The organism is Arthrobacter sp. SPT-J7 (assembly GCF_059089965.1).
The window spans coordinates 98,368-119,871 of sequence record NZ_JBNHFF010000001.1 but is presented as its reverse complement, the minus strand read 5'-3'; the positions used below and the strand labels follow the sequence as shown (position 1 = coordinate 119,871).

22 protein-coding genes and 1 pseudogene are annotated in these 21,504 nt (G+C 63.7%); 17 read left to right on the top strand and 6 right to left on the bottom strand.

Going from position 1 to position 21,504, the window contains the following annotated elements; genetic code table 11:
* Nucleotides 1-326 precede the first annotated feature (326 nt).
* From AC5RWX_RS00530 to AC5RWX_RS00480, 11 genes and pseudogenes are all read left to right on the top strand, one after another.
* The gene (locus AC5RWX_RS00530; protein ID WP_494096807.1) at nt 327-884 is read left to right on the top strand and encodes a hypothetical protein; all 558 of its coding nucleotides are present in this window, start codon (nt 327-329) and stop codon (nt 882-884) included.
* 248 nt (nt 885-1,132) lie between these two features.
* Nucleotides 1,133-2,467 (top strand): MFS transporter, encoded by a 1,335-nt coding sequence (locus AC5RWX_RS00525; RefSeq protein WP_494096806.1) that lies wholly within the window; start codon nt 1,133-1,135, stop codon nt 2,465-2,467.
* A gap of 60 nt (nt 2,468-2,527) precedes the next feature.
* Nucleotides 2,528-3,691 (top strand): amidohydrolase family protein, encoded by a 1,164-nt coding sequence (locus tag AC5RWX_RS00520; protein WP_494096805.1) that lies wholly within the window; start codon nt 2,528-2,530, stop codon nt 3,689-3,691.
* 4 nt (nt 3,692-3,695) lie between these two features.
* Nucleotides 3,696-4,910, top strand: a complete 1,215-nt coding sequence (locus tag AC5RWX_RS00515; RefSeq protein ID WP_494096804.1) for an alpha-hydroxy acid oxidase — start codon at nt 3,696-3,698, stop codon at nt 4,908-4,910.
* Nucleotides 4,911-4,925: 15 nt separating this feature from the next.
* Nucleotides 4,926-5,501 carry a Rieske (2Fe-2S) protein gene (locus AC5RWX_RS00510; RefSeq protein ID WP_494096803.1) on the top strand — a complete coding sequence of 192 codons (576 nt, stop codon included), beginning with the start codon at nt 4,926-4,928 and terminating at the stop codon, nt 5,499-5,501.
* Complete coding sequence (locus AC5RWX_RS00505) at nt 5,498-6,586, top strand: amidohydrolase family protein (protein ID WP_494096802.1); 1,089 nt, start codon at nt 5,498-5,500, stop codon at nt 6,584-6,586. The genes AC5RWX_RS00510 and AC5RWX_RS00505 overlap by 4 nt, the downstream gene beginning before the upstream one ends.
* Nucleotides 6,583-7,347, top strand: a complete 765-nt coding sequence (locus AC5RWX_RS00500) for an HpcH/HpaI aldolase family protein (RefSeq protein ID WP_494096801.1) — start codon at nt 6,583-6,585, stop codon at nt 7,345-7,347. The genes AC5RWX_RS00505 and AC5RWX_RS00500 overlap by 4 nt, the downstream gene beginning before the upstream one ends.
* Nucleotides 7,348-7,375: 28 nt before the next feature.
* The gene (locus tag AC5RWX_RS00495) at nt 7,376-8,401 is read left to right on the top strand and encodes a phosphotriesterase family protein (protein ID WP_494096800.1); all 1,026 of its coding nucleotides are present in this window, start codon (nt 7,376-7,378) and stop codon (nt 8,399-8,401) included.
* Nucleotides 8,402-8,446: 45 nt separating this feature from the next.
* A complete protein-coding gene (locus AC5RWX_RS00490; protein WP_494096799.1) occupies nt 8,447-8,779 on the top strand; it encodes a 2Fe-2S iron-sulfur cluster-binding protein in 333 nt (110 codons plus the stop codon).
* Nucleotides 8,776-10,017: an NAD(P)/FAD-dependent oxidoreductase gene (locus tag AC5RWX_RS00485; protein WP_494096798.1), complete on the top strand. Its 1,242-nt coding sequence runs from the start codon at nt 8,776-8,778 to the stop codon at nt 10,015-10,017. The genes AC5RWX_RS00490 and AC5RWX_RS00485 overlap by 4 nt, the downstream gene beginning before the upstream one ends.
* Nucleotides 10,018-10,208: 191 nt before the next feature.
* Nucleotides 10,209-11,517: pseudogene (locus tag AC5RWX_RS00480) on the top strand (ISL3 family transposase).
* Here the strand turns inward: AC5RWX_RS00480 and AC5RWX_RS00475 are convergent.
* Together AC5RWX_RS00475 and AC5RWX_RS00470 are read right to left on the bottom strand one after the other, a co-directional pair.
* Complete coding sequence (locus AC5RWX_RS00475) at nt 11,497-12,261, bottom strand: GntR family transcriptional regulator (RefSeq protein WP_494096797.1); 765 nt, start codon at nt 12,259-12,261, stop codon at nt 11,497-11,499. The pseudogene AC5RWX_RS00480 and the gene AC5RWX_RS00475 overlap by 21 nt on opposite strands.
* 300 nt (nt 12,262-12,561) lie before the next feature.
* On the bottom strand, nt 12,562-13,023 hold the full coding sequence (locus tag AC5RWX_RS00470) for a hypothetical protein (protein WP_494096796.1): 462 nt from the start codon (nt 13,021-13,023) through the stop codon (nt 12,562-12,564).
* A gap of 431 nt (nt 13,024-13,454) precedes the next feature.
* Here AC5RWX_RS00470 and AC5RWX_RS00465 point away from each other — a divergent pair, with 431 nt between their 5' ends.
* Complete coding sequence (locus AC5RWX_RS00465) at nt 13,455-14,060, top strand: hypothetical protein (protein ID WP_494096795.1); 606 nt, start codon at nt 13,455-13,457, stop codon at nt 14,058-14,060.
* A 439-nt stretch (nt 14,061-14,499) separates the two neighbouring features.
* Nucleotides 14,500-14,964, top strand: a complete 465-nt coding sequence (gene bcp, locus AC5RWX_RS00460) for a thioredoxin-dependent thiol peroxidase (RefSeq protein WP_494096794.1) — start codon at nt 14,500-14,502, stop codon at nt 14,962-14,964.
* A gap of 92 nt (nt 14,965-15,056) precedes the next feature.
* Here bcp and AC5RWX_RS00455 read toward each other — a convergent pair whose 3' ends face one another.
* Nucleotides 15,057-16,304, bottom strand: coding sequence for an MFS transporter (locus AC5RWX_RS00455; protein WP_494096793.1), 1,248 nt, complete (start codon nt 16,302-16,304; stop codon nt 15,057-15,059).
* Nucleotides 16,305-16,399: 95 nt separating this feature from the next.
* On the opposite strand from AC5RWX_RS00455, the gene AC5RWX_RS00450 reads away from it, so the two are divergent.
* The 3 genes from AC5RWX_RS00450 (at nt 16,400) to AC5RWX_RS00440 (ending at nt 18,104) form a co-directional block, all read left to right on the top strand.
* On the top strand, nt 16,400-17,497 hold the full coding sequence (locus AC5RWX_RS00450; RefSeq protein WP_494096792.1) for a WD40/YVTN/BNR-like repeat-containing protein: 1,098 nt from the start codon (nt 16,400-16,402) through the stop codon (nt 17,495-17,497).
* Between the two features lie 15 nt (nt 17,498-17,512).
* The gene (locus AC5RWX_RS00445) at nt 17,513-17,815 is read left to right on the top strand and encodes a MoaD/ThiS family protein (RefSeq protein ID WP_494096791.1); all 303 of its coding nucleotides are present in this window, start codon (nt 17,513-17,515) and stop codon (nt 17,813-17,815) included.
* 67 nt (nt 17,816-17,882) lie between these two features.
* A complete protein-coding gene (locus AC5RWX_RS00440; protein WP_493963745.1) occupies nt 17,883-18,104 on the top strand; it encodes a hypothetical protein in 222 nt (73 codons plus the stop codon).
* Between the two features lie 46 nt (nt 18,105-18,150).
* Here AC5RWX_RS00440 and AC5RWX_RS00435 read toward each other — a convergent pair whose 3' ends face one another.
* Nucleotides 18,151-18,690 (bottom strand): DinB family protein, encoded by a 540-nt coding sequence (locus AC5RWX_RS00435; protein WP_494096790.1) that lies wholly within the window; start codon nt 18,688-18,690, stop codon nt 18,151-18,153.
* A 36-nt stretch (nt 18,691-18,726) separates the two neighbouring features.
* Here AC5RWX_RS00435 and AC5RWX_RS00430 point away from each other — a divergent pair, with 36 nt between their 5' ends.
* Nucleotides 18,727-19,311 (top strand): LOG family protein, encoded by a 585-nt coding sequence (locus AC5RWX_RS00430; RefSeq protein WP_494096789.1) that lies wholly within the window; start codon nt 18,727-18,729, stop codon nt 19,309-19,311.
* 197 nt (nt 19,312-19,508) lie between these two features.
* Here AC5RWX_RS00430 and AC5RWX_RS00425 read toward each other — a convergent pair whose 3' ends face one another.
* Together AC5RWX_RS00425 and AC5RWX_RS00420 are read right to left on the bottom strand one after the other, a co-directional pair.
* Nucleotides 19,509-20,495, bottom strand: coding sequence for an ABC transporter substrate-binding protein (locus AC5RWX_RS00425; RefSeq protein ID WP_493943907.1), 987 nt, complete (start codon nt 20,493-20,495; stop codon nt 19,509-19,511).
* A 259-nt stretch (nt 20,496-20,754) separates the two neighbouring features.
* Nucleotides 20,755-21,417, bottom strand: a complete 663-nt coding sequence (locus AC5RWX_RS00420; protein WP_493956864.1) for a transglycosylase family protein — start codon at nt 21,415-21,417, stop codon at nt 20,755-20,757.
* Nucleotides 21,418-21,504 lie beyond the last annotated feature (87 nt).

Below are 21,504 nucleotides of genomic sequence, written 5' to 3'. Positions count from 1 at the left end.
GCTGGCGACCGGAACGCCGCTTAGCTGGTTCCTAAACCTGCCCTAGGACCAAGTGCCACCGAAGCACTCGTATGCTAAGCCGGCCCAGCCGGAGCCCCCGATGATGGCGGCGGCAACCCGTTAAGTGGACGCGGGTACCCTCCCGCATGACTCTTACGCTTCACCCTCTGCATCACTCTGCGTCGAAGGACCAGAACAGCGGTTTCTACCTCAAGTTGTCCCATCGATGTCCGCCTCTCCACGATGCCCTGCCCTCCTGCAGCTAATCACCAAAAACAGAATGGCACAAAGTGCCATTCCGGGCAGGAGGTCGCTATCTTCGAATAGTGAGCATTCTTCAGCAACGTCAGCTCGACGTATCACGACGGTGCATTCAGGTGATGCTGGATACGGGATCGAGCGATGTCTGCGTCAAGGATCTTCTGGCCGCCTCCTCTGTGTCGCGCCGGACCTTCCACCGCTGGTTCCCCTCTAAGGAGCAGGCGATCCGCCCCTACTTTGCCGACATTTCGGAAAGATTCGCCAGGCAAATGGCCCAGCCGGGCCGTGGCTCCATCGATGGCACGACGGCGGCATGGGCAGAAATAGTCGCGGGCCCTGACCCCCTGACGAGGCTCGCGCTGCACCGGCTGATTCAGGAGAGCACCGAGCACTGGGCAGCCTTCCTCGAGGTCCTCAAGGACGGCGAGCGGATTCTGGAGGAGAGCCTTCGCGGCATGAAGACGACGGCCACCGAGCGTGAAATACGCGTCTCAGCCGTAGCGATTGTGGAATCTTCCCGCCTCGCGCTAGATGCGGCGCTGACCGATGGGGTCGATGCCGTGGATGAATTCAGGCAGTTCCTCGCAGCGTTCAACCCTCCTGTCCTGGGCCTGCCCCACTGAACTGGTAGCACCACCCGGACGACCGCGACGTCCGAGGACTTGGTCCACCAGCGCCTTTGATATCGCTCGTTCACAGCGGCCCGCCCCTCTCGTGGCTCCGACTTCAGGACAGCGCCGGCAGCACGTGCCTGGGGTCACATCTCGGGTATTTTTAATAAAAAATAAGTGATATGGTCCACGCTAGGTGTTGACTGCAGCACCCTCACCGTTCCGACCATCCCGCACACGGAGACACTATGGATGACTCAATGACGAGCACGGCAGGACCCCCAGAAGGGCTTGTAACAGAACCGGAAGTAACTGTCACGCCGCCGCGCGAACGACGCCGTGTTCTGGTTTCCAGCCTCTTTGGCGCCCTGATCGAGTGGTACGACTTCTACTTATTTGGCATCGCGTCCGCGATGGTGTTCAACGTTCTGTTCTTCCCATCCTTCGACCCGGTCGTGGGAACGCTGCTGGCGTTCGTCACCCTGGCGATCGGCTTCATTGCCCGCCCGCTGGGCGGTGCCATCTGGGGCCATTTCGGTGACCGGATTGGCCGCAAAAAAATGCTGGTCCTGTCGATTCTCACAATGGGTGTCGGCACGACGATGATGGGGCTGCTGCCCACCTACGAGCAGATCGGTATCTGGGCTCCGGTCTTCCTGTTGCTCTTGCGTCTGGTCCAGGGACTCTCCGGCGGTGGGGAGTGGGCCGGCGCGGTGCTCATGGCGATGGAACACGTCCCGGAGAAGCGGGGTTTTGCCAGCAGTTTTCCGCAGATTGGGCTCACCGGCGGCATCCTCGTCGCGAACGGCGTTTTTGCTCTGGTGGCCCTGATGCCCGAGGAAGACCTTCTCGCCTGGGGCTGGCGTCTGCCGTTCCTGTTCTCCGCCGTTCTCGTGGTCATCGGGCTGTGGATCCGTTTGGGCGTCAGCGAAAGCCCGGTCTTTGTCGCCGCGCAGAAGAAGGCCGAGCTGCAAAAGTCCAAGCAGAAGGCGCCGCTGGTGGAGGTGTTCCGACGCCCGAAGAACCTGATCCTCACCACCCTGCTGGCGCTAGGCCCTTTCGCTGTCAGCTCGGTGTACCTGACTTTCGCCGCTTCCTACGGCCTGCAAGTCGGTTTCGATCGGTCCCAGATGCTCACCGCGTCCATCATTGCCGCAGCCTTCGGTGTCATCGGCCAGCCGATTTTCGCCATCTGGTCGGACTTCATCGGGCGGAAAAAAGTTGTCGGGATTGGGCTTCTCGGGCAGGCCGTCGCAGGCATACTTCTGTTCCAGCAGATGAACAGCGGCAGTGTGGCCGGGCTGTACGTGACGATCTCCCTGATCTCCATTGCTCACGCCATCTGCTACGCGCCCTTGGCCGCCTGGATCGGAGAACTCTTCCCGACCCATCTGCGCTACACCGGCTCCTCAATGGGGTACCAAATCGCTGGATCCCTCGGCGGCGGCCTTACCCCGGCCCTGTGCTCGTTCCTGCTCTTGTCAGCCGGCGGAGCCCCCAACGTGCAACTGGTCGTCGTCTTCACGGCGGCAGTCAGCCTGCTGTCCCTGGTAGCAGTCTTCATTGCCCGAGAAACCTACAAAGACCAGATCTAGAAATTCGTACACACGGGACAGAATTTGCGCTCGTCCCACAGAGGAATAGAAGGACTAAGGATGACCATCACGGAACTCGGCGGCCCTGCCGCCCCCACCGGATCAAAGCTGGGAGTCATCGACGTTGACTTCCACCCCATGCCCTTGCCGACCGACCCGCAGGTCTCCGACCATCTGCCGCAAAAGTGGCAGGACTACATCGCCCGCTATGGGCTGGGCGCCATGGGCGGAGGTGTCTACCCGTCCCAGCGCGAATTCACCCACCGGCTGGACGCGCTTGACGATAACGGACGCGTCGGCATCGATCCCCACCTGGCCGTCGAGCAGGTCCTGGATCCGTTCGACATGACCGCAGCTGTGCTGACCTGCCCGCAGACCTACATCATCACCAACGGCGGGGCGAACATGCCGCACCAGCTGGCTACGTCGCTCTACCGCGCCTACAACAATGCGCTGGCCCACACCTGGTGCGGCACGGATGACCGATTCCGGGCTTCCGTCACCATCGCCCGGGACATTCCGGGCGGAGAGAAAGAGATCGAGCGTTGCAAGGAGGGCGAGTTCGGCGACAAGTTCGTGCAGGTCCTCATGTCCCCTTCCGGCCAGGACCCCCTGGGAAAGCGCCGGTACTGGCCCATCTTCGAGGCGTGCGAGCACTACGACATCCCCTTGTCGTTCCACGTTCCCGGCATGGGCCGTCAACCCACCGGTGCCGGGCGGCAGAACTTCTACGCCGAGACCCACGCCGCCTTCGGCGTGCTGCCCTTGGCCCTTGTCCCCAGCCTGATCTTCGAGGGTGTTTTCGACCGATTCCCCAAGCTGAAGATCGCCGTTCTTGAGATGGGATGGGACTGGGTTGCTCCCTTCAGCTGGCGCCTGGACGCCACCTGGGCCAAGCTGCGCCACGAGCTGCCTCACCTGCAGCGCAAGCCGTCCGAATACCTCCGCGAACACTTCTGGTTCAGCACGCAGCCCTTGGAAGAACCCGAACGGCCTGAGCAGCTCGAAGGCGTGTTCCACATGTTCGAAGACTCCGGTTTCGCCGACCGGCTCATGTTCTCGTCTGACTACCCGCACTGGGACTACGATTCCCCCTACGAGTCCGTCCCCGAGAGCTTCCCCGAAGAACGGCGCCGCCGCATCCTGGGCGAAAACGCCAGCAAGCTTTACGGAATCCCCCTGCGCCCCGACAGCGGCCTGCCCTCCCCTCTCGGAAACCGGTGACGGAATGACGATCAGCACCCTCCTGGCCGATCGGCGCATGGCCCGCGTCCTGAACTACGAGGACGCGCAGAACGAAGCGCGCAAGCAACTGCCCAAAGCCATCTTCGACTATGTCGACGGCGGCGCAGAAGACGAAGTCACTCTGCGCCGCAATACGCAAGGCTTTCGTGACCTCGCCTTCGAACCGCGCGGCGCTACATGGGTCCAGGACCCGGACCTGCGCACCAGCATTCTCGGCCTAGACCTCTCCATGCCGGTCCTGACTGCGCCCTGCGGGGGCATGCGTCTGGTGCATCCCCACGGGGACCTAGGCATCGCGGCAGCGGCCGCCGCCGCTGGCATCGCCCACGTGGCGACTTCTGCCTCCGGATACACGCTCGAGGAGATTGCCCGAACCCCGGGTCCCCAATGGTTCCAGGCATACCGGTTCTCCAACCAGGAAGCCATGCAGTCTCTGGTGCGCAGGGCCGAGGCGGCGGGATACGAAGGCCTGGTCGCCACGATCGACACCAGCGTCGCCGGCAACCGCGAGAAGGACTTCCGCAACGGATTCAGCTACGACATGCGCATCAATCTGGCCAACGCCGCACGCATGGCTCCCCAGATGAGCAAGCGTCCGGGCTGGATCTACCGTTTCATGCGTGACGGCATGCCCTTCCAATTGCCCAACACGGCGGACCTCACGGTAGACGGCAAGCCGATGGAACTGACCGAAATGACTCGCACCGGCAAGGACTCCCACTCCCCCTCGTGGGAAGACATCGCCTGGATGCGCGACAACTGGAAGGGTCCGCTTGTGGTCAAGGGCATCCTCAGCGTCGCCGACGCGCTGCGGGCAGCCAAGCTGGGAGTCGATGCCATCATCGTCTCCAACCACGGCGGCCGGCAGCTGGACGGAGCTCCGGCTTCGATTGCGGTCCTGCCCGAGATATCCGCGGCCGTCGGCGGCGACATCGACATCATCCTGGACAGCGGCGTCCGCCGCGGCAGCGATGTCGTGAAAGCCCTCGCGTTGGGGGCTAAGGCTGTTCTGGTCGGACGCCTTCCTGCCTGGGGGCTCGCGGTTGCCGGCGAAGCAGGAGTCTCCCATGTGTTGGAGAACCTGCGCACCGAAATGACCAGAACCATGCGCCTGCTGGGTTGCCCGTCCGTTGGACAGCTGGATCCGTCCTGGTTGGCCGGCACCCCGCAGCCCCTCGAACCTATCGGCATCAAGTAGAAAGTGAGCTTCCCAATGACACCAGATGCACCCTCGACGAAACGGCCGCAGAAATTCGTCGTGGCCCGCGCCGACGAGATCCCCGAAGGCGGCAGGGTCATCGTGGACGTGGGCGGACGCGAAGTCGGAATCTTCAACATCAAGGGCAGCTTCTACGGAATGCTCAACCGCTGCCCCCACGTGGGTGGCCCGCTCTGCCAAGGGCAGCTGGTCAACACCGTCACCTCCCCCGGGCCGGGTGAAATCACGCTTGACGAGTCCCAGGACCTGCTCACCTGCCCCTGGCACAACTGGGAATTCGACATCAAGACCGGCCAGTCCTACTGGGACCCGAAGCACATGAAAGCCCGCCCCTTTACCGTCGAGGTCCATCCCGGCCACGAGGTAGCCCACCAGGTCGAGACCGGTGCCACCGGGCGCATCAAGGGTCCCTATCAAGCCGAAACCGTCGAAGTGTCGATCGAAGACGACTACGTCGTGCTCTCGATGCGCCCCCAACGGCCCGGGAAGGCACCGGCACCCGGCCCATGTGCCCCGCCTGCCCATGGCACCAAAAACAACACCGAACAGAAGGAAGAGGTAATGCGATGACCACCGCCCTGCTGACCAACACCAGCCGCGAACGTCTGTGGCAAGGATCGGTCATCGACTGCGACGTGCACGCGAATGTTCCCTCGATCGAAACGCTCTTTGATTACATGGATCCGGTTTGGGTCCAAGGAACGCTGGAGCGCGGCTGGCACGGGCCGACCGGACCCCGGCTCAGCTATCCCCCGGGCGCGGCAACAACCGCCCGGGATGAATGGCGGCCAGAAGGCATGCAGCCGGCCTCGAATGTGTCCTTGCTGCAGAGCGACATCCTTGACCCCTGGAAGGTCGACCGGGCAATCCTCAACTGCTACTACGGAGTCGATTCGCTCCGGCACCCCGACTGGGCAGCGGCGCTGGCAAGCGCGGTCAACAACTGGCTCATTTCCGAATGGCTCGACAAGGACCCCCGGCTTGCCGCGTCGCTGGTCATTCCCGCCCGCGACCCGATCGCCGCAGCGGCGGAAATCGACCGCGTCGGATCCCACCCGGGATTCGTCCAGGTAATGTTGCCGGTCCGCTCGGAACGACTGTACGGCCAGCGGGTCTTCCACCCGATATTTGAAGCAGCAGTCCGCAATGATCTCGTCGTGGGACTCCAATGGGGCGGAACCACCGAGGACGCACCCTCACCGACTGGCTACGCCTCCTGGTACGCCGAGGAATACGCGGCTGAAACACAGGTCTACCTGGCCCAGCTGACCAGCATGGTCTTCGAGGGCATCTTCCAGAAATTCCCCACGCTTCGAGTGGCGGTCATGGAAGGAGGCTTCAGCTGGGTACCCACGTGGGGCTGGAGCATGAACAAGAAATGGAAGGGCCTTCGCCGCGAAACCCCTTGGGTGGACCGGCTCCCGCTGGACATCATCCGGGACCACGTCCGCTTCTCCGTTGCACCGGCAGATCTGGGACCCCGGGAGCACTCCAAGCTGATCATCGACTGGCTCGGCTCGGAGGATCTACTCATGTTCGCCACCGACTATCCCCACCGGCACGACGACCAGATCGAGGAGCTACTGGAAATCGTGCCCGAGACCATGCGACCGAAGCTGATGTCCGAGACCGCCCGGAGCTGGTACAAGCTGTGACGAAGCACAACCGACTCAAGGAAAAGCTCGCCCGGGAAGACACCGCTGTCGGCCTCTCCTGTGCTTTGGGCAGTGCCCAAATCGCCGAGGAATTCGCCATGGCCGGCTTCGACTTCATCTACATCGACCAACAACATGGCCTAACCTCCCAAGACACGTTGGTCACCATGCTGAGAGCCATCGCCCCCAGTACGACCACGCCGCTGGTACGGGTCGCACACAACGACCCGGCGCTGATCGGACTGGCCCTCGACGCTGGGGCTGAAGGCGTCATCGTGCCCATGGTCAATACCGCCCAGGACGCCGCAGAGGCAGCGCAGGCCTGCCTCTACCACCCGGAAGGACGGCGCAGCTGGGGTCCCATCCGCGCAAGATACGGGCTGGGTACCGATCCAAACATTGTCAATCGCGAAGTCATCTGCCTGGTCATGATCGAAACCGCTGAAGGACTCCTAAACCTTCGGGAAATCCTCGCCGTCCCGGGAGTGGACGGCATCTATATAGGGCCTGCAGACCTCAGCGTCACCCTCGGCGGTGCACCCCGCAGCTACGAACAGGCTACGGACCGGCAACATTTGGAGGCCATCCACCAGATCCGGAAAGCCTGCGCCGACGCGGGCCTCATCGCAGGAATCAGCGGGAACCCGGAAAAGCTGGCACCCGAAGGATTCAATATGATCACCGCTGGCATGGACCTGTCCCTTCTGCGGACGGCGCTCGATCAACTCCCTAATAACGCGCCAGTCCCCGCTGTCCGCTAATTCATTTCCCACGACGAAAGGCAAGACCATGACAATGATCGAAACAGTGCGCGGGCCGGTACCAGTTGCGGACCTGGGCCAGACCCTGACCCACGAACACATCTTCACGAAGAACCCCGAGCTCGAACAGAACTATCCCCACCCCGAGTGGGACGAGGACAAGTTCGTCGGAAAGGCCATCGACGAACTCAACGCCCTCTATGCCAAGGGCATCTCTACCCTGGTGGACCTCACCGTCCCCGGGCTCGGCCGCTTCATCCCCCGCATCCAGAAGGTCGCCGCCGCCATCGAGATGAACATCGTTGTGGCCACCGGCTTCTACACCTTCAAGGACCTGCCCATGTTCTTCAAGACCACCGGTCCCGGGCTGATGGTGGACCGCTCAGAGCCTCTGGAGGAATTCTTCATCAACGACATCACCCGGGGCATAGCAGACACCGGCGTCAAGGCCGCCATGATCAAGATCGCCACCGACGAATACGGGATCACTCCCGATGTCGATCGGGTGATGCGCGCCGCCGCCGTGGCACACCAGGAAACCGGTACCACGATCACCACCCACACCCACGCCGAACACTTCACTGGTCGGGACCAACAGAGGTTCTTCGAACGCCTCGGCGTACCCCTGGAACACATCGTCATCGGCCACTGCGGCGACAGCACGGACCTGGCCTACCTCCGCGAACTCATGGACAACGGTTCCACCGTCGGCCTCGACCGCTTCGGCATGGAACAAGTCCTGAACGACGAGGCCAGGATCGACATGCTCGTCCAGCTGTGCGAACTGGGCTACGCGGACCGGCTCACGCTCTCCCACGACGCCGGCTTCTTCAGCATCAACACCCCACCGTCCTGGCGCGCGAAGAACGCTCCGAACTGGCACCACGCCAACATCTCCGACCGGATCCTGCCGACCATCCGCGAACGGGGTGTCTCCGAGGAAACCATCCACCAGATCACGGTGACCAATCCGGCCCGGGTCCTCGCCGGACGCAGGAGCGCGGCCCCTGCATCAACCGAAACGGCCGTAGCGGAGGCGTTGCCGTGGCGCTGATCGCCGACCGCAACATCCGGCCATCGAACTACGAAGGATAAAACCATGCCAACGATCACCTACCACCATCCCGACGGGCGAACCGATGTCGTCGACGCGGTAGCCGGTGCGTCCGTCATGCGGGCCGCCATCAGCAACGGCATTCCCGGGATTATCGGCGAATGCGGCGGACAGGCCATGTGCGCGACCTGCCACGTCTACGTCCGTGACGAGTACCTGAACCAACTGCCGGAAATGAGCGAGGACGAAAAGGAAATGCTTGAGGTGACTTCCTCGCCCCGCGACGAAGAGCGTTCCCGGCTCGGCTGCCAGATCAAGGTCGGCAACCCGTTGCAGGAAATCTCCGTGGACGTTCCGGCTACCCAAGGGGAGTCATGAGCGGCATCGTCATCGTCGGCGGCGGACAGGCCGGCCTCCAGCTGGCTGATTCCCTGCGCGCGGAGGGCCACGAGGAACCCATCACCATCTTCGCCGACGAACCGCACCTTCCCTACCAGCGTCCTCCCTTGTCGAAGGACTTCATGGCTGCGACGGGGAGCGCCGAACCCCTGCCCCTGCGGGGGGAAGCCTTCTTTACCGAGAACGCCGTAGATCTGCGCCGGAACACGAAGGTCTCCGGCATTGACCGGTCCCTCCGCACCGTCACGGCCGCTGACGGCTCCCGGCTCACCTATTCCTCGTTGGTGCTCGCCACCGGGACCCGGAACCGGAAACTGGACATCGAGGGAGCGGACCTGGACGGCATCCACTACCTGCGCACCCTTGATGATGCCCGGTCGATGCAGGCCCGGCTCGCTACCGCCCGCAACGCTGTGGTCGTCGGCGCTGGATTCATCGGATTGGAGTTCGCCGCAGCAGCCCGGCAACGCGGACTGGAAGTCACGGTCCTTGAGTACAGTTCCCGTCCGATGGCACGGGTTCTGACCGAAACCATGTCCGCGTTCTTTACCCGGACCCACACGGCGTCCGGTGTTGATCTGAGACTGGGCGAGGGAATCCGCGCCTTTATCGGAACTGGCGGCCACGTCACGGGAGCTGTCGGAGCCAGCGGCACCGTGTATAAGGCGGACATCGTGCTGATCGGCGTCGGCGTTCTCCCCAATAGCGAACTGGCCGAGGAAACCGGCCTCCACGTCGACAACGGCATCGTCGTAGATACCTTCCTCCGTACGTCAGACCCTGACGTCTACGCCCTAGGAGACTGCTGCGCCTACCCGAACAGCCATACCGGAACCATGATGCGACTCGAATCCGTCCAAAACGCGACAGACCAGGCCAAAGCCCTCGCACGCACGCTCACCGGCCACCCCACCGCCTACGACAGCCTCCCGTGGTTCTGGTCCCAGCAAGGGCTCGTCAAACTTCAGATCGCCGGCATCATCCGCAGCGATGACGAAACCGTTGTGCGGGGGGATCTGGAAGATGGAAAGTTCTCCGTCTACTGCTTCCGCGACCGTCAAGTCTCTGCAATCGAATCCGTCAACAGTGCCGCGGAACATGTCCAGGCTCGGAAGCTCCTCAGCCTGAACGTCCCCCTCAGTCCAGACCAGGTCAGGGACCCCGGCTTTAATCTAAAGGCCTATCTACAGAACGCGCGGGAATCTGTTGCCGTCTAGAAGTGCCCGGGAGTCGGGGCCGGAACGCACGTCTGCATTCAGGTCCTGACCCCGGGCCCCGGCTCCACCCTAGACTTAAGTGGCTCATCGGAATCGAGAGTGTAAATAGCGTTGGCGCGTCGGTGCCCGGATAGAAGTCGAGGTCTTCCGATGATGGAAGTTCCTACACTGTCCATCCGAAAGACCTCGACATGCCCAACGCTACCTTTGATGCTCGACCTGACCACATTCTGCCGTCTGGACGGGCTCGGTCTGGTGGCCGTCGGCCAGCAGTTCCGAAACGGTTGCGCGGTATTGGAGTGCCGGATCATTGACCCGGACGACTGGTGCCATGGGTGCGGTTCCCAAGGCGTGTCCAGGGATACCGTGAAGCGAAGACTCGCGCACGAGCCCTTCGGCTGGCGGCCGACGACGCTGTTGGTCAGGGTCCGCCGCTACCGCTGCACCGGCTGCGGACGGACATGGCGGCAAGACACCTCGAAAGCCGCCGAACCCCGGGCGAAAATCTCCCGCCAGGGGCTGCGGTGGGCGCTGGAAGGAATCGTCATCAACCACCTCACCGTCAACCGCATAGCGGCAGGCCTGGGAGTGTCATGGCACACGGCCAACAGCGCGGTCCTGGCCGAAGGCAAGCGGGTGCTCATCGATGATCCGGCCCGGTTCAACGGTGTGAGGGTCATTGACGTTGACGAGCACGTCTGGCGCCATACCCGCCGCGGGGAGAAGTACGTCACCGTGATCATCGACCTCACCCCGATCCGGCATGGAACGGGACCGGCACGGTTGCTGGACATGGTCGAGGGCCGCTCGAAACAGGTGTGCAAGCAATGGCCCGGCGACCGGCCCCAGCAGTGGCGCACCCGGATCGAGGTCGTGGCCATGGACGGGTTCACCGGCTTCAAGACAGCTGCCGCCGAAGAGTTGCCCGACGCGGCACCGGTGATGGATCCCTTCCATGTCGTACGCTTGGCCGGCGACGCCCTGAACCGTTGCCGGCAGCGCGTCCGGCAGCAGACCCTCGGGCACCGCGGGCGCACTAACGAGCCGCTCTATAAATCCAGAAGGACGCTGCATACCGGTGCCGGGCTGCTCACCGAGAAGCAGGCCGGACGGCTCGCTGACTTGTTCGCCGACGACCGGCACGTCGAGGTCGAAGCGACCTGGGGCATCTACCAGCAAATGGTCGCCGCCTACCGCGAACCAGACAAGCCGGCAGGCAAGAGAATGATGACGGCGGTAATCGATGCCCTCAGCCAACACGTTCCCGCCGCGTTGACCGAGCTGATCACGCTCGGCCGAACCCTGAACCGCCGCGCCGCGGACATCCTCGCGTTCTTCGACCGCCCCGGTACCTCGAACGGTCCAACGGAAGCGATCAACGGCCGCCTCGAGCACCTGCGCGGCTCCGCCCTCGGATTCCGCAACCTCACCAACTACATCGCCAGATCAAGACTCGAAGCCGGAGGATTCAGACCGCAATTACACTCTCGATTCCGATGAGCCACTTAAGTCGATCGGTTGCCGAGCTGCGATCGATCGATGCTCAACTGCCCGGTCGAAACCTACTGAAGCCTCTGATTCTTGCCAGAAGGCCAGCGAATCCAGCCACTTCAGCAAGAGGTCGCACGTGCTTTGAAGGTGCTCATGCATTAGCCGGCGTGCACCGTCCCCGTCTCCAGCTTCAATGCAGTCGATGATTTGGGTGTGCCCGTAGCGGTTGATCTCTGCCCAGCCCGGCACCGAATAAAAGGAAGAATCAAAACGAAACGGAACCAACCGCCTGGCCCCGTCGACAAACCACAAAAGCTTGGGTGCATCGGCGATCTCGTGAACGGCACTGTGCAGATCCGCATTCAGTTCCAAGGCCAAAGGACTGTCGTGATCCGGCAGCTCCCGTAGGCGACCGTCGACATGACGCAGAACCGCAATGTTTTCCGGGGTCGATCGGCAAGCGGCGCGGGCTGCCAGCTCGCCTTCCGCCATTGACCATACCCAGTACGTATCAACGACGTCCTGCCGACGGATCGGCGCAACCCGGAAGCCCCGATTGGGCTCGTGGGCGACCCAGCCGTCTTGTGAAAGTCGCACCAATGCCTCGCGCACCGGGGTGATGCTCATTTCCAGCCGTTCGGCCAGCGGGGCAAGTCGAAGAACGTCACCGCGGTTCACCTCGCCGCTGAGGATCAGCTCGCGGATGGCAGAAACGACCTCCTGCCCCATCAACTCCCGCTTGACTTTTTTCATTTTTATATTTTATCACGAAGCCTTGTTCCGGCTCCGAGGAACTGCAAGGCAGAGCGCCGCAGTCAGATACACAGCGTTACTTGAAGAGCTCAAACTGTCCTTCTGCTTCCTGGGGTAGTGTGCCGGTCAATCACCAGCCGCCAACGCGCACTCATAGGAATAGATTTTTCGTTGACGGGAAGCGCGATGATCGGGGAGGACAAAGACTGAGGCGCACAGCGGGTTCTGCAAACCATCTCTATGGTCTAGCCGCCATGGAACCTACGGACGCAGGCCTTGGAATGGTCTTCTACTTTGGATCTAGTGGCCCGGCAACGCGTTTGTTTCGCGTTCGCGTAAGGTCCCGATATGGCTTGCAGGTAACAGACGACAACCGCGGCCTTGCGCGTCCAGTTGCACCGAGTTGGCAGATATCGCGGTCACGGTGGGCTGCAACTCTCCAGCAGCCGGCAAGTAGAGCTCAGCGGCCTTAGCGTCCAAGCAACGCTGTTGCATCCGATAGATGGCCACATTAACAAGACTGGTCTTTCCGGCGCCGATGGGTCCTTCTACAGACGGATGCGCACCGGTGCTACCGATTCTTTTCTGCAGGATTTTTATTTCTTTGTCCCGTCCAGCTAAGAGGGTGTTATCAACCTCGTCTGCTTTCAGCGTGCTCTGGCTGTAGGGATTCTCGAGGAAGCCAAAGTGATGCCAGATGTCAAATGAGCCCATAACCCAAGGGCCGCGTTTGAGGAGACGTTCTATTACGTCGTCGCTCAAACACTCATTAAGAACCAGGGCCTGTTCCCGGCTGTGGGCCTACCTAAACCCGACACTAAATTGCTTGATAGGTGGTTGAATAAGCCGCAATACACAAGTAAATCAGGCGGAGCCCAGGCCGGTGGATTTGGAATCGATGCGGGATACGGATCCGAGCCGAACTCAGGGGCGGGCTTTGCAGCGTCTGGTTTTCCAGAGGCCGTTCGGTCCCTACTTGAGGTCAGCTTCCCGAAGGGGGCAGGAGGCATCGTTTGCATCTTGGATAACCTCGAAATCCTCCAAAGCGCGGGCAGAGTCAGAACGGCGCTGGATGAACTCAGGGACAAGGTATTCAACATCCCCCAGATCCGGTGGGTGCTGTGCGGTTCCCGCGGTATCGTTTCACGAGCCAGAACCGAGCGGCTCAGTGGCATGATGCAGACCCCCTAATTGTGGGCCCCATTGATGACACCTCCGCAGTGGAGGCGATAAGACGCCGAATTCAACACTTCGGGCTTGAGGATGCTGTTCCTCCCGTTACTCCTGAAGGGTTTGAGTTCATCTACCAGACCCTGAACAAGAACCTCCGTGAAGCGCTCACCAAGTCCCACGAATTCTCGCACTGGCTCGACGAGCGGAGCGATGACGAGGAGTGGGAAGACTATCCCGACGACGCGGAGCGAACAGCACTGTTGAACAGTTGGATCATGGAGTTAGCTGAGCACGCTCTTCAAGACGCGAAGGATATTCGAAAGCGGGACTGGCAATTTTTCGATGCTCTCTGTGCCGCCGGAGGCCGTGCCGGATCTGCGGAATTTGAGGACTTCGAGTTCAACAAACAACAACAAATGACCAGCGCGGTGACGTCGTTGGCAGAGGCCAACCTCGTAAGTCGAGAAACAGACCCGGAGAACGCCCAGAAGACGATCAATTCTGTAACTCCGACTGGTTGGCTGGTTACTTTCTTCCGCAAGAACTTTGACGTTTCGAAGGAAGTCGAAGTACAAGAAGTTGAAGGCCAGGAGGAACTGTCCATCCTGGGCGTCAGAAGCAGATAGTGTACGGCGAGGTGCGCCTCCCGGGTAAGGGCCGTGCAGTTTTTTGATAGGTGAGGATCTAGACGAACGTCACCGTAACCATCCCAATGCCACGGGGTGAGGGCCAGTTTGGGCAGCTCCCTCCCCTGCCGGCGGCCCTTCTCTCCGCTAGGACGGCAGATGGTGTCCCTGGTAGGTCCAAACGCCGATAACAGCGCATATGTCGTCCCTTGGCTGCTTCCAGGCATGCCCCACCACCACCATTGAAAGCGGCTAGGGAGATGGCTCCTGCAAGTTCCTGTGCGAGAAGCCCCTCAGGTCCGGAACTCTGCCCCGAGGTCTTCACCGCCCCGCTGCCTCATGCAATGGTTGAAGCAGCGGCGCTCTCTGGGGGCTTGGCGCGCTACTAGACTCGAGGAAAGCACGGTTCTACCGTTTCTTCCGACGAAAGAGGATATTCGTGTCTCAGCTTCAGCCCGGTATGCCTGCCCCCGAGTTCACCCTGTCCGACGCCGACGGCAAGAAGGTCTCGCTGTCCGACTACGCCGGCTGGAATGTGGTGCTCTACTTCTACCCCAAGGCTGCCACCCCCGGCTGCACCACTGAGGCCTGCGACTTCCGCGACAGCCTCAACTCCCTGCAGGCTGCCAACTACGACGTCATCGGCATCTCGCCGGACGGCCCGGAGGCGATCCAGGCATTCAGCGATGCCGAGGGCTTGAACTTCCCGCTGCTGTCCGATCCGGATTTTGCCGTGGCCAAGGCGTATGGCTCCTACGGCGACAAGAAATTCGGCGACAAGGTCTTTACCGGCACGCTCCGCAGCACCTTCGTGATCGGCCCGGACGGAACCATCAAGCACGCCGAGTATGACGTGGACGCCAAGGGCCACGTCGCTCGGCTTCGGGAGACCCTCGGGGTCTGATTCCGGGACTTCCCAAGGGTCTCCACGCGCTCGCTGACGCTCGCTTGGTCGACCACCGTGGGCTGGCGCTCGCTTGGTCGACCACCGGGGCGTTAAGAGTCAGGTTCGCTCCGCACTGTCAGCCGGGCAGCGGCGGCTGCGCCCAATACTGCGCAGGAGAACCAGATGGCGCCGCCGGGCCCTAGCGGCGCGGCCACCAGACCGGCGGCGAGCGGCAGAACCACCTGCCCCACCCGGTTGCCCAGCAGTCTCAGGGCCAGCGCGGCGCCGCGGGATTCCGGCCGGACCGCATGGCTGATCAGCGTCATGGTCAGCGGCTGGCCCAGCCCCAGCAAGAAACCGCCCACGAAAAGCGCCGCCGCAGCCGCCCAGAACGGTTCCATCACAAACGGCGTCACCGCGATCGCGAGGCCGGATCCCAGCAGGCTGGCCACCAGCAGCTGGATCCGGCTCCAGCGGTGCACCAGCCAGGGCAGCAGAACCCGGGAGATGATCGACGCGCTGGCGCGGACGGCCAGCAGCACGCCCACCCAGAACGGCGCCACCCCCAGTTCCTCGCCGACCAGGGGCAGAAATGCCACCAGAATGTCAATCACGGACAGCAGCGCCATCGACGCCAGCATGTTCCACGCCACCCCGGGCCGCCGCAGGATCTGCAGCACCGGCTCCTTCACCATTGGAGGTCGGACGGCACCGCCGTCGTGCTTGCGGGAGCGGAACCGCCGCCTGGCCGCACCCGGATGCGCGCCGATCAGCATCACCGGCGCCCCGGCCAGGGCAATACCGGCGGCCAGCAGCAGGGCCAGGTTGAAGGCGCCCAGCCTGTCCGGGCCCACGCCTTCCGTGCCGGTGCCCAGCAACAGCCCGGCCAGCAGCGGACCGAGCAGCTGGCCCAGCGAAAAGGCCGCAGTGAACCAGCCAAAGCCGCTGTCCATCTGGTTCAGCGGGGCGTAGCGCCCGATCGCGGACTGGCCGGCGATGGTGAAGACCAAGTGCCCCATGCCGAGCAGGGCCATGGCGATGACAATCAGCAGGAACCCCTGCGCCAGCGCCAGCCCGACGGCGGCGACCGCCAGCATCACCGCGCCGAGCGCCACCATGCCCCTGAGCGAGGCAATACGGTCGCTCACCCGCCCGAGCCACAGCGCCGCCACCACCGGCAGCACCGCATAAACCGCGGTCACCACGCCGATCACCGCCGCGTCGCCACCCAGGGCCAGCAACTTGTAGGACACCACCGGCCGCGCCACGTTCAGCGACGTCTGGGTCAGCACGGCGGCCGCCATCAGGACCCAGAGCCACAGGCGGGAGCCAGGCTGGCTTGGCGGCTGCGTGCTCATGTCCTCTTTCTTTGCGTGGCGTCGGCTCTCCTATTCTGCCCCGTTTGAAGCCTTTCATCGCAAAACCGTTGCGCCGTCCGTACCGCAGTGGTCGAATGGGTGGCATGGCTACTGGGGAAACCATTCTGGCGATCGGGACGAAGAAGGGGCTGTGGCTGGCCACCAGCCAGGACCGGACCAACTGGTCCCTGTCCGGCCCGCACTTTTTGATGAACGAGATCCCCAGCATCGGGATCGACCAACGCAACGGGTCCACCCGGCTGCTGGTGGGGGCGCGCTCCGAGCACTGGGGACCGACGGTCTTCCACTCGGATGATCTGGGCGAAACCTGGACCGAGCCGGAGAACGGCGCCATCCGTTTTAACGACGGCGACGGTGCCGCGCTGGAGCGGGTCTGGCAGATCCAGCCGGACGCGGCGGACCGTCCGGGCGTGGTCTGGGCGGGCTGCGAACCGATTTCGGTCTGGAAGTCCACCGACGGCGGCGAACACTTCGAACTCAACCGCGCCCTCTGGAACCACCCGGACAAGGAGCAGTGGGGTGCCGGCTACGGCGGGGCGGCCGCCCATTCGATCCTGCCCAGCCCGCAGGATCCGGACACCGTGCATGTTGCCATGAGCACCGGCGGTGTCTACCGCAGCACCGACGGCGGCGAGAGCTGGCAGGCCCGCAACCACGGCATCAGCGCCTACTTCATGCCCGATCCGAATCCCGAGGTGGGCCAGTGCGTCCACAAGATCGCGCGGGATGCGGTGGAACCGTCCACGCTCTTCGCGCAGAACCACCACGGCGTCTACCGGTCGGATGATTCCGGCGACACCTGGCAATCCATTGCCGACGGCCTGCCCAGCGACTTCGGCTTCGTCATGCTCACCCATCCGCGGAAGTCGCGGACCGCGTGGGTGGTCCCGATCAAGGCCGACGGCGAGCGGATCCCGCCGGACGGGCACCTTGCGGTGCATCGGACCGACGACGGCGGTGCCACCTGGGCGCGGTTCGGAACCGGCCTGCCCGAGCTCGACTACAACGTGGTGCTGCGCGATGCGGCCGCCGTGGACACCGGCGATCCGGCCGGATTCTACTTCGGCACGCGCGGCGGTTCGGTGTACGCCAGCGCAGACGAAGGCGAAGCCTTCGTGCAAGTTGCCTCAGGCCTGCCGGACGTCCTCTGCGTCCGGGCCGCCAGTCTGTAAGAGGAGGGACTCGCCATGGTGGGTGTAGCAGAGAAGACGGTCACCGTCGTCGTGCCCAGCCTGCTGGCCAAGGTAACGGGCGAGCGGCGGGAGCTCAGCGTGCCGGCGTCCGGCCCGCGGTCCGTGGCGGAGATTCTGGACGACTTGGCCGGCGACTACCCGGTGTTCAACCGCCGCGTGCGCAATGAAACCGGGGCGATCCGCCGCTACGTCAACCTCTACCTAAACGGCGAAGACATCCGCACGCTGCAGGGGCCGGCCACGCTGGTTGCCCCGGGGCAGGAACTGCTCATCATCCAGTCAGTCGCCGGAGGCTAGTCCGCGCACTACCGACAAATCCACACATCCATCACCGTCAACCGCAGCAGAGACCAGGAGGGCCGCAATGACCAGCACCGGCAACCACGATGCAGAAGTCCCGGAAGCGGACGAGGCCGACCGCGCCTGGCAGGACCGTCCGGTGGATGAGGATGCGCCGGAACAACCGGCGTCGACGGTGCCGCCGGTCGGCTGGGAAGCCAATGAGGCGGACCTGCAGGAGCAACTGGAGGAGCTTAATGCGGACGCGGACGAGGAGTACCCCCGCGAAGCCGAAGAGCCCGAATAATTCCTGCCTCGGCCGGTGCGCTTGAACGTCCTCCGGATAGCGGCGGCTACTCTCCCACCAGCCCGTCCACTGCCTCGCGCAGCAGGTCGGCGTGCCCGTTATGCCGGGAGTACTCCTCGATCATGTGGACCAGGATCCAGCGCAGGTTCGGAACGTTGCCCGTCCGGCCCGGCCTGACCGCCATTCGGTCCAGCCCGCCAGCTGCCATCGCTTCCGCGGTCAGGACGCGGGAACGCGCCACGCTCTCGCTCCACAGCTCGCGGAGTTGTTCGGGAGTATCGCCGTCCGCGGACTCCCAGTCCCAGTCGGGATCGGCCTGCCAGTCCACGCTCTCCCACGGCGGCTGCGGCTCCCGGCCGTGCAGCCGGTGCGAGAACCAGTAGTCCTCCACAAACGCCAAGTGCTTCAGCATGCCGCCCAAGGTCATGCTGGACGGCGGCAGTTTGGCCGCCAGTCCGTCTACGCCCAGACCGGCACACTTCCAGTCAAAGGTGGCCCGCTGGAACTCCAGGAAACCCAGCAGGGTTTCCAGCTCGTTGCCGGCCAACGGCGGTTCCAGGCGTCCTTGTTCGTCGACTTCGGTCATGACCCGAGAGTCTAGCGGCACTGGAATAATGGCGGCATGCGACTTGCAGTCTTCACCGGTTCGGCCAGCGGAACAGACAGCCTTTACGCCCGGGAGGCGGCGTCCTTTGCCGCCGATCTGGCCTCCCGCGGCGTCGGCATCGTGTACGGCGGCGGGCAGGTAGGGCTGATGGGCACCGTGGCGGACAGTGCCGTCGCCGCCGGTGGCGAGGTGGTGGGCGTGATTCCCTCCTCGCTGGACCGCACCGAGGTGGGGCACACCGGCCTGAGCGCCCTGCACGTGGTGGACTCCATGCATGAACGCAAGCAGATGATGGCCGACCTGGCCGACGGCTTCGTTGCGCTCCCGGGCGGGGTGGGCACGCTCGAGGAGATTTTCGAGGCCTGGACCTGGCTGCAGCTGGGCATCCACGAGAAACCGGTGGCGTTCCTGAACATCAACGGCTTTTGGGACCCGCTCCTGGCGGCGATCGATTCGCTGGTCAGTGCGGGCTTCCTGAAGCCCGCTTACCGCGATGCTGTCATTGTGGCCGGCTCCGCCGGGGAACTGCTGGACGCGGTCGACGACTGGACGCCGCCGGCCCGCAAGTGGCAGGATCCCGGCGAGCGCACCCGGATCTGACCGATCGGTGCCGCCCCGCTGGACCCGCCGGCGCCGTAGCCCCGCTGGACCCGCCGGCCTGCTGGACCAGCCGGTCCCGCCGGCAGAATACAGAACAGCGCCCCTCCCCTGCGGGAGAGACGCTGTCCGGCGCATCGGACGGAAGGGGGACCCCGCCGTCGTACTGCTATAAGTTGTACTGCTTTAAGGCGTGACGCTTACGGGAAGAACTTGTCCAGTTCCGCAGCCTTGTTCAGGGTGCCGTACTTCAAGGCCGCGTCGGCGAGCTTCTGTGCCGCCTCCATGTTGAAGTCCTTGCGGAAGGCCGGCAAAGCCATCTCAGCGCGGGCGGCCTCGTCGATCTTGGTGTAGGTGCCCACGATGTCGCGGACCTCGTCCGGGTTCTCCTGCGCGTATTCCAGTGAGCGGTTCATCGCGGCCTGGAACTTCTTGACCAGTTCCGGATCGTTGGCCACGGTGTCGCCGGTGGCGAAGTAGCCGGAGATGTCCAGGTTCTTGTCGAAGTCGGCGAAGTTGTAGGTAACCACGCGGCCGCCGTCATCCACGGACTGGGACAGGAACGGGTCCAGGATCCAGGCTGCGTCAACCTGGCCATTGGCCAGTGCTGCCGGCGCGTCCGGGAAGCCTACCTCCACGAACTTCACGCTGTCCGGGTCGCCGCCGTCGGCTTCGATCACGCTGCGGATGGTGGTGTCGCCGATGTTGGACAGGGTGTTGACGGAGACGGTCTTGCCGGCCAGGTCCTTGGGCGACTTGATGTCCGAATCTCCCTTGACCACCACGCCGCCGAAGTCGTGCGAGGTGTCGCCCGAGGTGGAGTTGCCGTTGGCCACCAGCTTGATGTCCAGGCCCTTGTCATTGGCGACCATGACCGATACCAGGTTGCCGAAAGCGAAGTCGAAGCCACCGCTAACCACGGCCGGGATGGCGGCTGCGCCGCCGGCGACGTTCTGGATGTCCAGATCCAGGCCCTCTTCTTCGAAGAAGCCCTTCGAGTCGCCGAGCCAGAGCGGCGCCGTGTCGACGATCGGGATCACGCCGACGGTCACCGGGGTGAGTCCGCCCGAGGGCGCGGGTTCGTTGCCGCCGCCCTCGTTGCCTCCGCCGCTGGGCGATCCGGATCCGCAGGCCGCCAGGCCCAGCGCGGAGACTCCGGCCAGCAGCGTCAGGAATGTTCGCTTCATGTCACTTCCTCATATCGAAAAACAACGTGGCAGCGCCCACAGTCTCCCCCAACGGAAGCGCGGTTCAGCACGCGGCCACAGCCCACCACTATGTCATGGCTCACAACCGATCCTTGCGGCCGCGCAGAAATGTGACGCGTCACCCAATTAATCGGCCGCAACCAGCGAAGCCCCGCCCTCCTCGCGGAGAACGGGGCCTTGCGGGTGTTGCTTATAACCGGTGTTGCCTGCGACTACTGCAACCGGTGTTGGCTTGGAACTACTGGGCGGGAACCTGCAGCACCTGGTCCACGAAGATCAGGTTCGGGTCCGACACGGTGTCCGTGTTGGCCGCGTACAGATCCTCCCAGCCGCCCTGCAGGCCCATCGACTCAGCGATTGTGGCCAAGGTGTCGCCGGACTGGACCGAGTAGGTTTCGCCGCTCACGGCCGGGGCCTGCTCGGCAGCGGGGGCGGGAGCCTGCTGGACCGGCGCCTGCTGCTGAACCGGTGCCTCGGCCACGGGGGCCTGCTGGACCGGTGCCTGCTGGATCTCGGCAGACTGGCTGCTCACCTGCGACCCCCCGCCGCCACCGGACAGTCCCAGCTTGGACGAGCAAGCCGGCCATGCGCCCCAGCCCTGATTGTCCAGGACGTTTTCTGCCACTGCGATTTGCTCGGCGCGGCTGGCATTCTCTGCCGAACCGGTGCCGCCGTGGGCTGCCCACGTGCTCGGGGTGAACTGCAGGCCACCCGAGAAGCCGTTACCGGTGTTGGTGCTCCAGCTGCCGCCCGACTCGCACTCGGCCAGAGCGTCCCAGGTGGCACCGTCGGCGGCGTTTGCTGCCGTTCCGGCCATGGCCACGCTGGCTCCGGTCAGTGCCAGGGCGGCCAGGCCGCCACGCAGGGCACGGCTGAAGTTCTTGTTTTTATGTGAGTTCACAATGCTCCGCTGAGGCCGCCTTACGCTCAGTCCGTCCCCGGACATCCCTGCGCCGCCGTCAGCCACTCGTATAGATCGAGGTCATGT

Excerpts from the sequence above, each read along its gene's own strand:
- AC5RWX_RS00525 (WP_494096806.1), top strand. The coding sequence starts at position 1,133 with ATGACGAGCACGGCAGGACCCCCAGAAGGGCTTGTAACAGAACCGGAA.
- AC5RWX_RS00520 (WP_494096805.1), top strand. The coding sequence starts at position 2,528 with ATGACCATCACGGAACTCGGCGGCCCTGCCGCCCCCACCGGATCAAAG.
- AC5RWX_RS00515 (WP_494096804.1), top strand. The coding sequence starts at position 3,696 with ATGACGATCAGCACCCTCCTGGCCGATCGGCGCATGGCCCGCGTCCTG.
- AC5RWX_RS00510 (WP_494096803.1), top strand. The coding sequence starts at position 4,926 with ATGACACCAGATGCACCCTCGACGAAACGGCCGCAGAAATTCGTCGTG.
- AC5RWX_RS00505 (WP_494096802.1), top strand. The coding sequence starts at position 5,498 with ATGACCACCGCCCTGCTGACCAACACCAGCCGCGAACGTCTGTGGCAA.
- AC5RWX_RS00495 (WP_494096800.1), top strand. The coding sequence starts at position 7,376 with ATGACAATGATCGAAACAGTGCGCGGGCCGGTACCAGTTGCGGACCTG.
- AC5RWX_RS00490 (WP_494096799.1), top strand. The coding sequence starts at position 8,447 with ATGCCAACGATCACCTACCACCATCCCGACGGGCGAACCGATGTCGTC.
- AC5RWX_RS00485 (WP_494096798.1), top strand. The coding sequence starts at position 8,776 with ATGAGCGGCATCGTCATCGTCGGCGGCGGACAGGCCGGCCTCCAGCTG.
- AC5RWX_RS00475 (WP_494096797.1), bottom strand. The coding sequence starts at position 12,261 with ATGAAAAAAGTCAAGCGGGAGTTGATGGGGCAGGAGGTCGTTTCTGCC.
- AC5RWX_RS00455 (WP_494096793.1), bottom strand. The coding sequence starts at position 16,304 with ATGAGCACGCAGCCGCCAAGCCAGCCTGGCTCCCGCCTGTGGCTCTGG.
- AC5RWX_RS00450 (WP_494096792.1), top strand. The coding sequence starts at position 16,400 with ATGGGTGGCATGGCTACTGGGGAAACCATTCTGGCGATCGGGACGAAG.
- AC5RWX_RS00445 (WP_494096791.1), top strand. The coding sequence starts at position 17,513 with ATGGTGGGTGTAGCAGAGAAGACGGTCACCGTCGTCGTGCCCAGCCTG.
- AC5RWX_RS00440 (WP_493963745.1), top strand. The coding sequence starts at position 17,883 with ATGACCAGCACCGGCAACCACGATGCAGAAGTCCCGGAAGCGGACGAG.
- AC5RWX_RS00435 (WP_494096790.1), bottom strand. The coding sequence starts at position 18,690 with ATGACCGAAGTCGACGAACAAGGACGCCTGGAACCGCCGTTGGCCGGC.
- AC5RWX_RS00430 (WP_494096789.1), top strand. The coding sequence starts at position 18,727 with ATGCGACTTGCAGTCTTCACCGGTTCGGCCAGCGGAACAGACAGCCTT.
- AC5RWX_RS00425 (WP_493943907.1), bottom strand. The coding sequence starts at position 20,495 with ATGAAGCGAACATTCCTGACGCTGCTGGCCGGAGTCTCCGCGCTGGGC.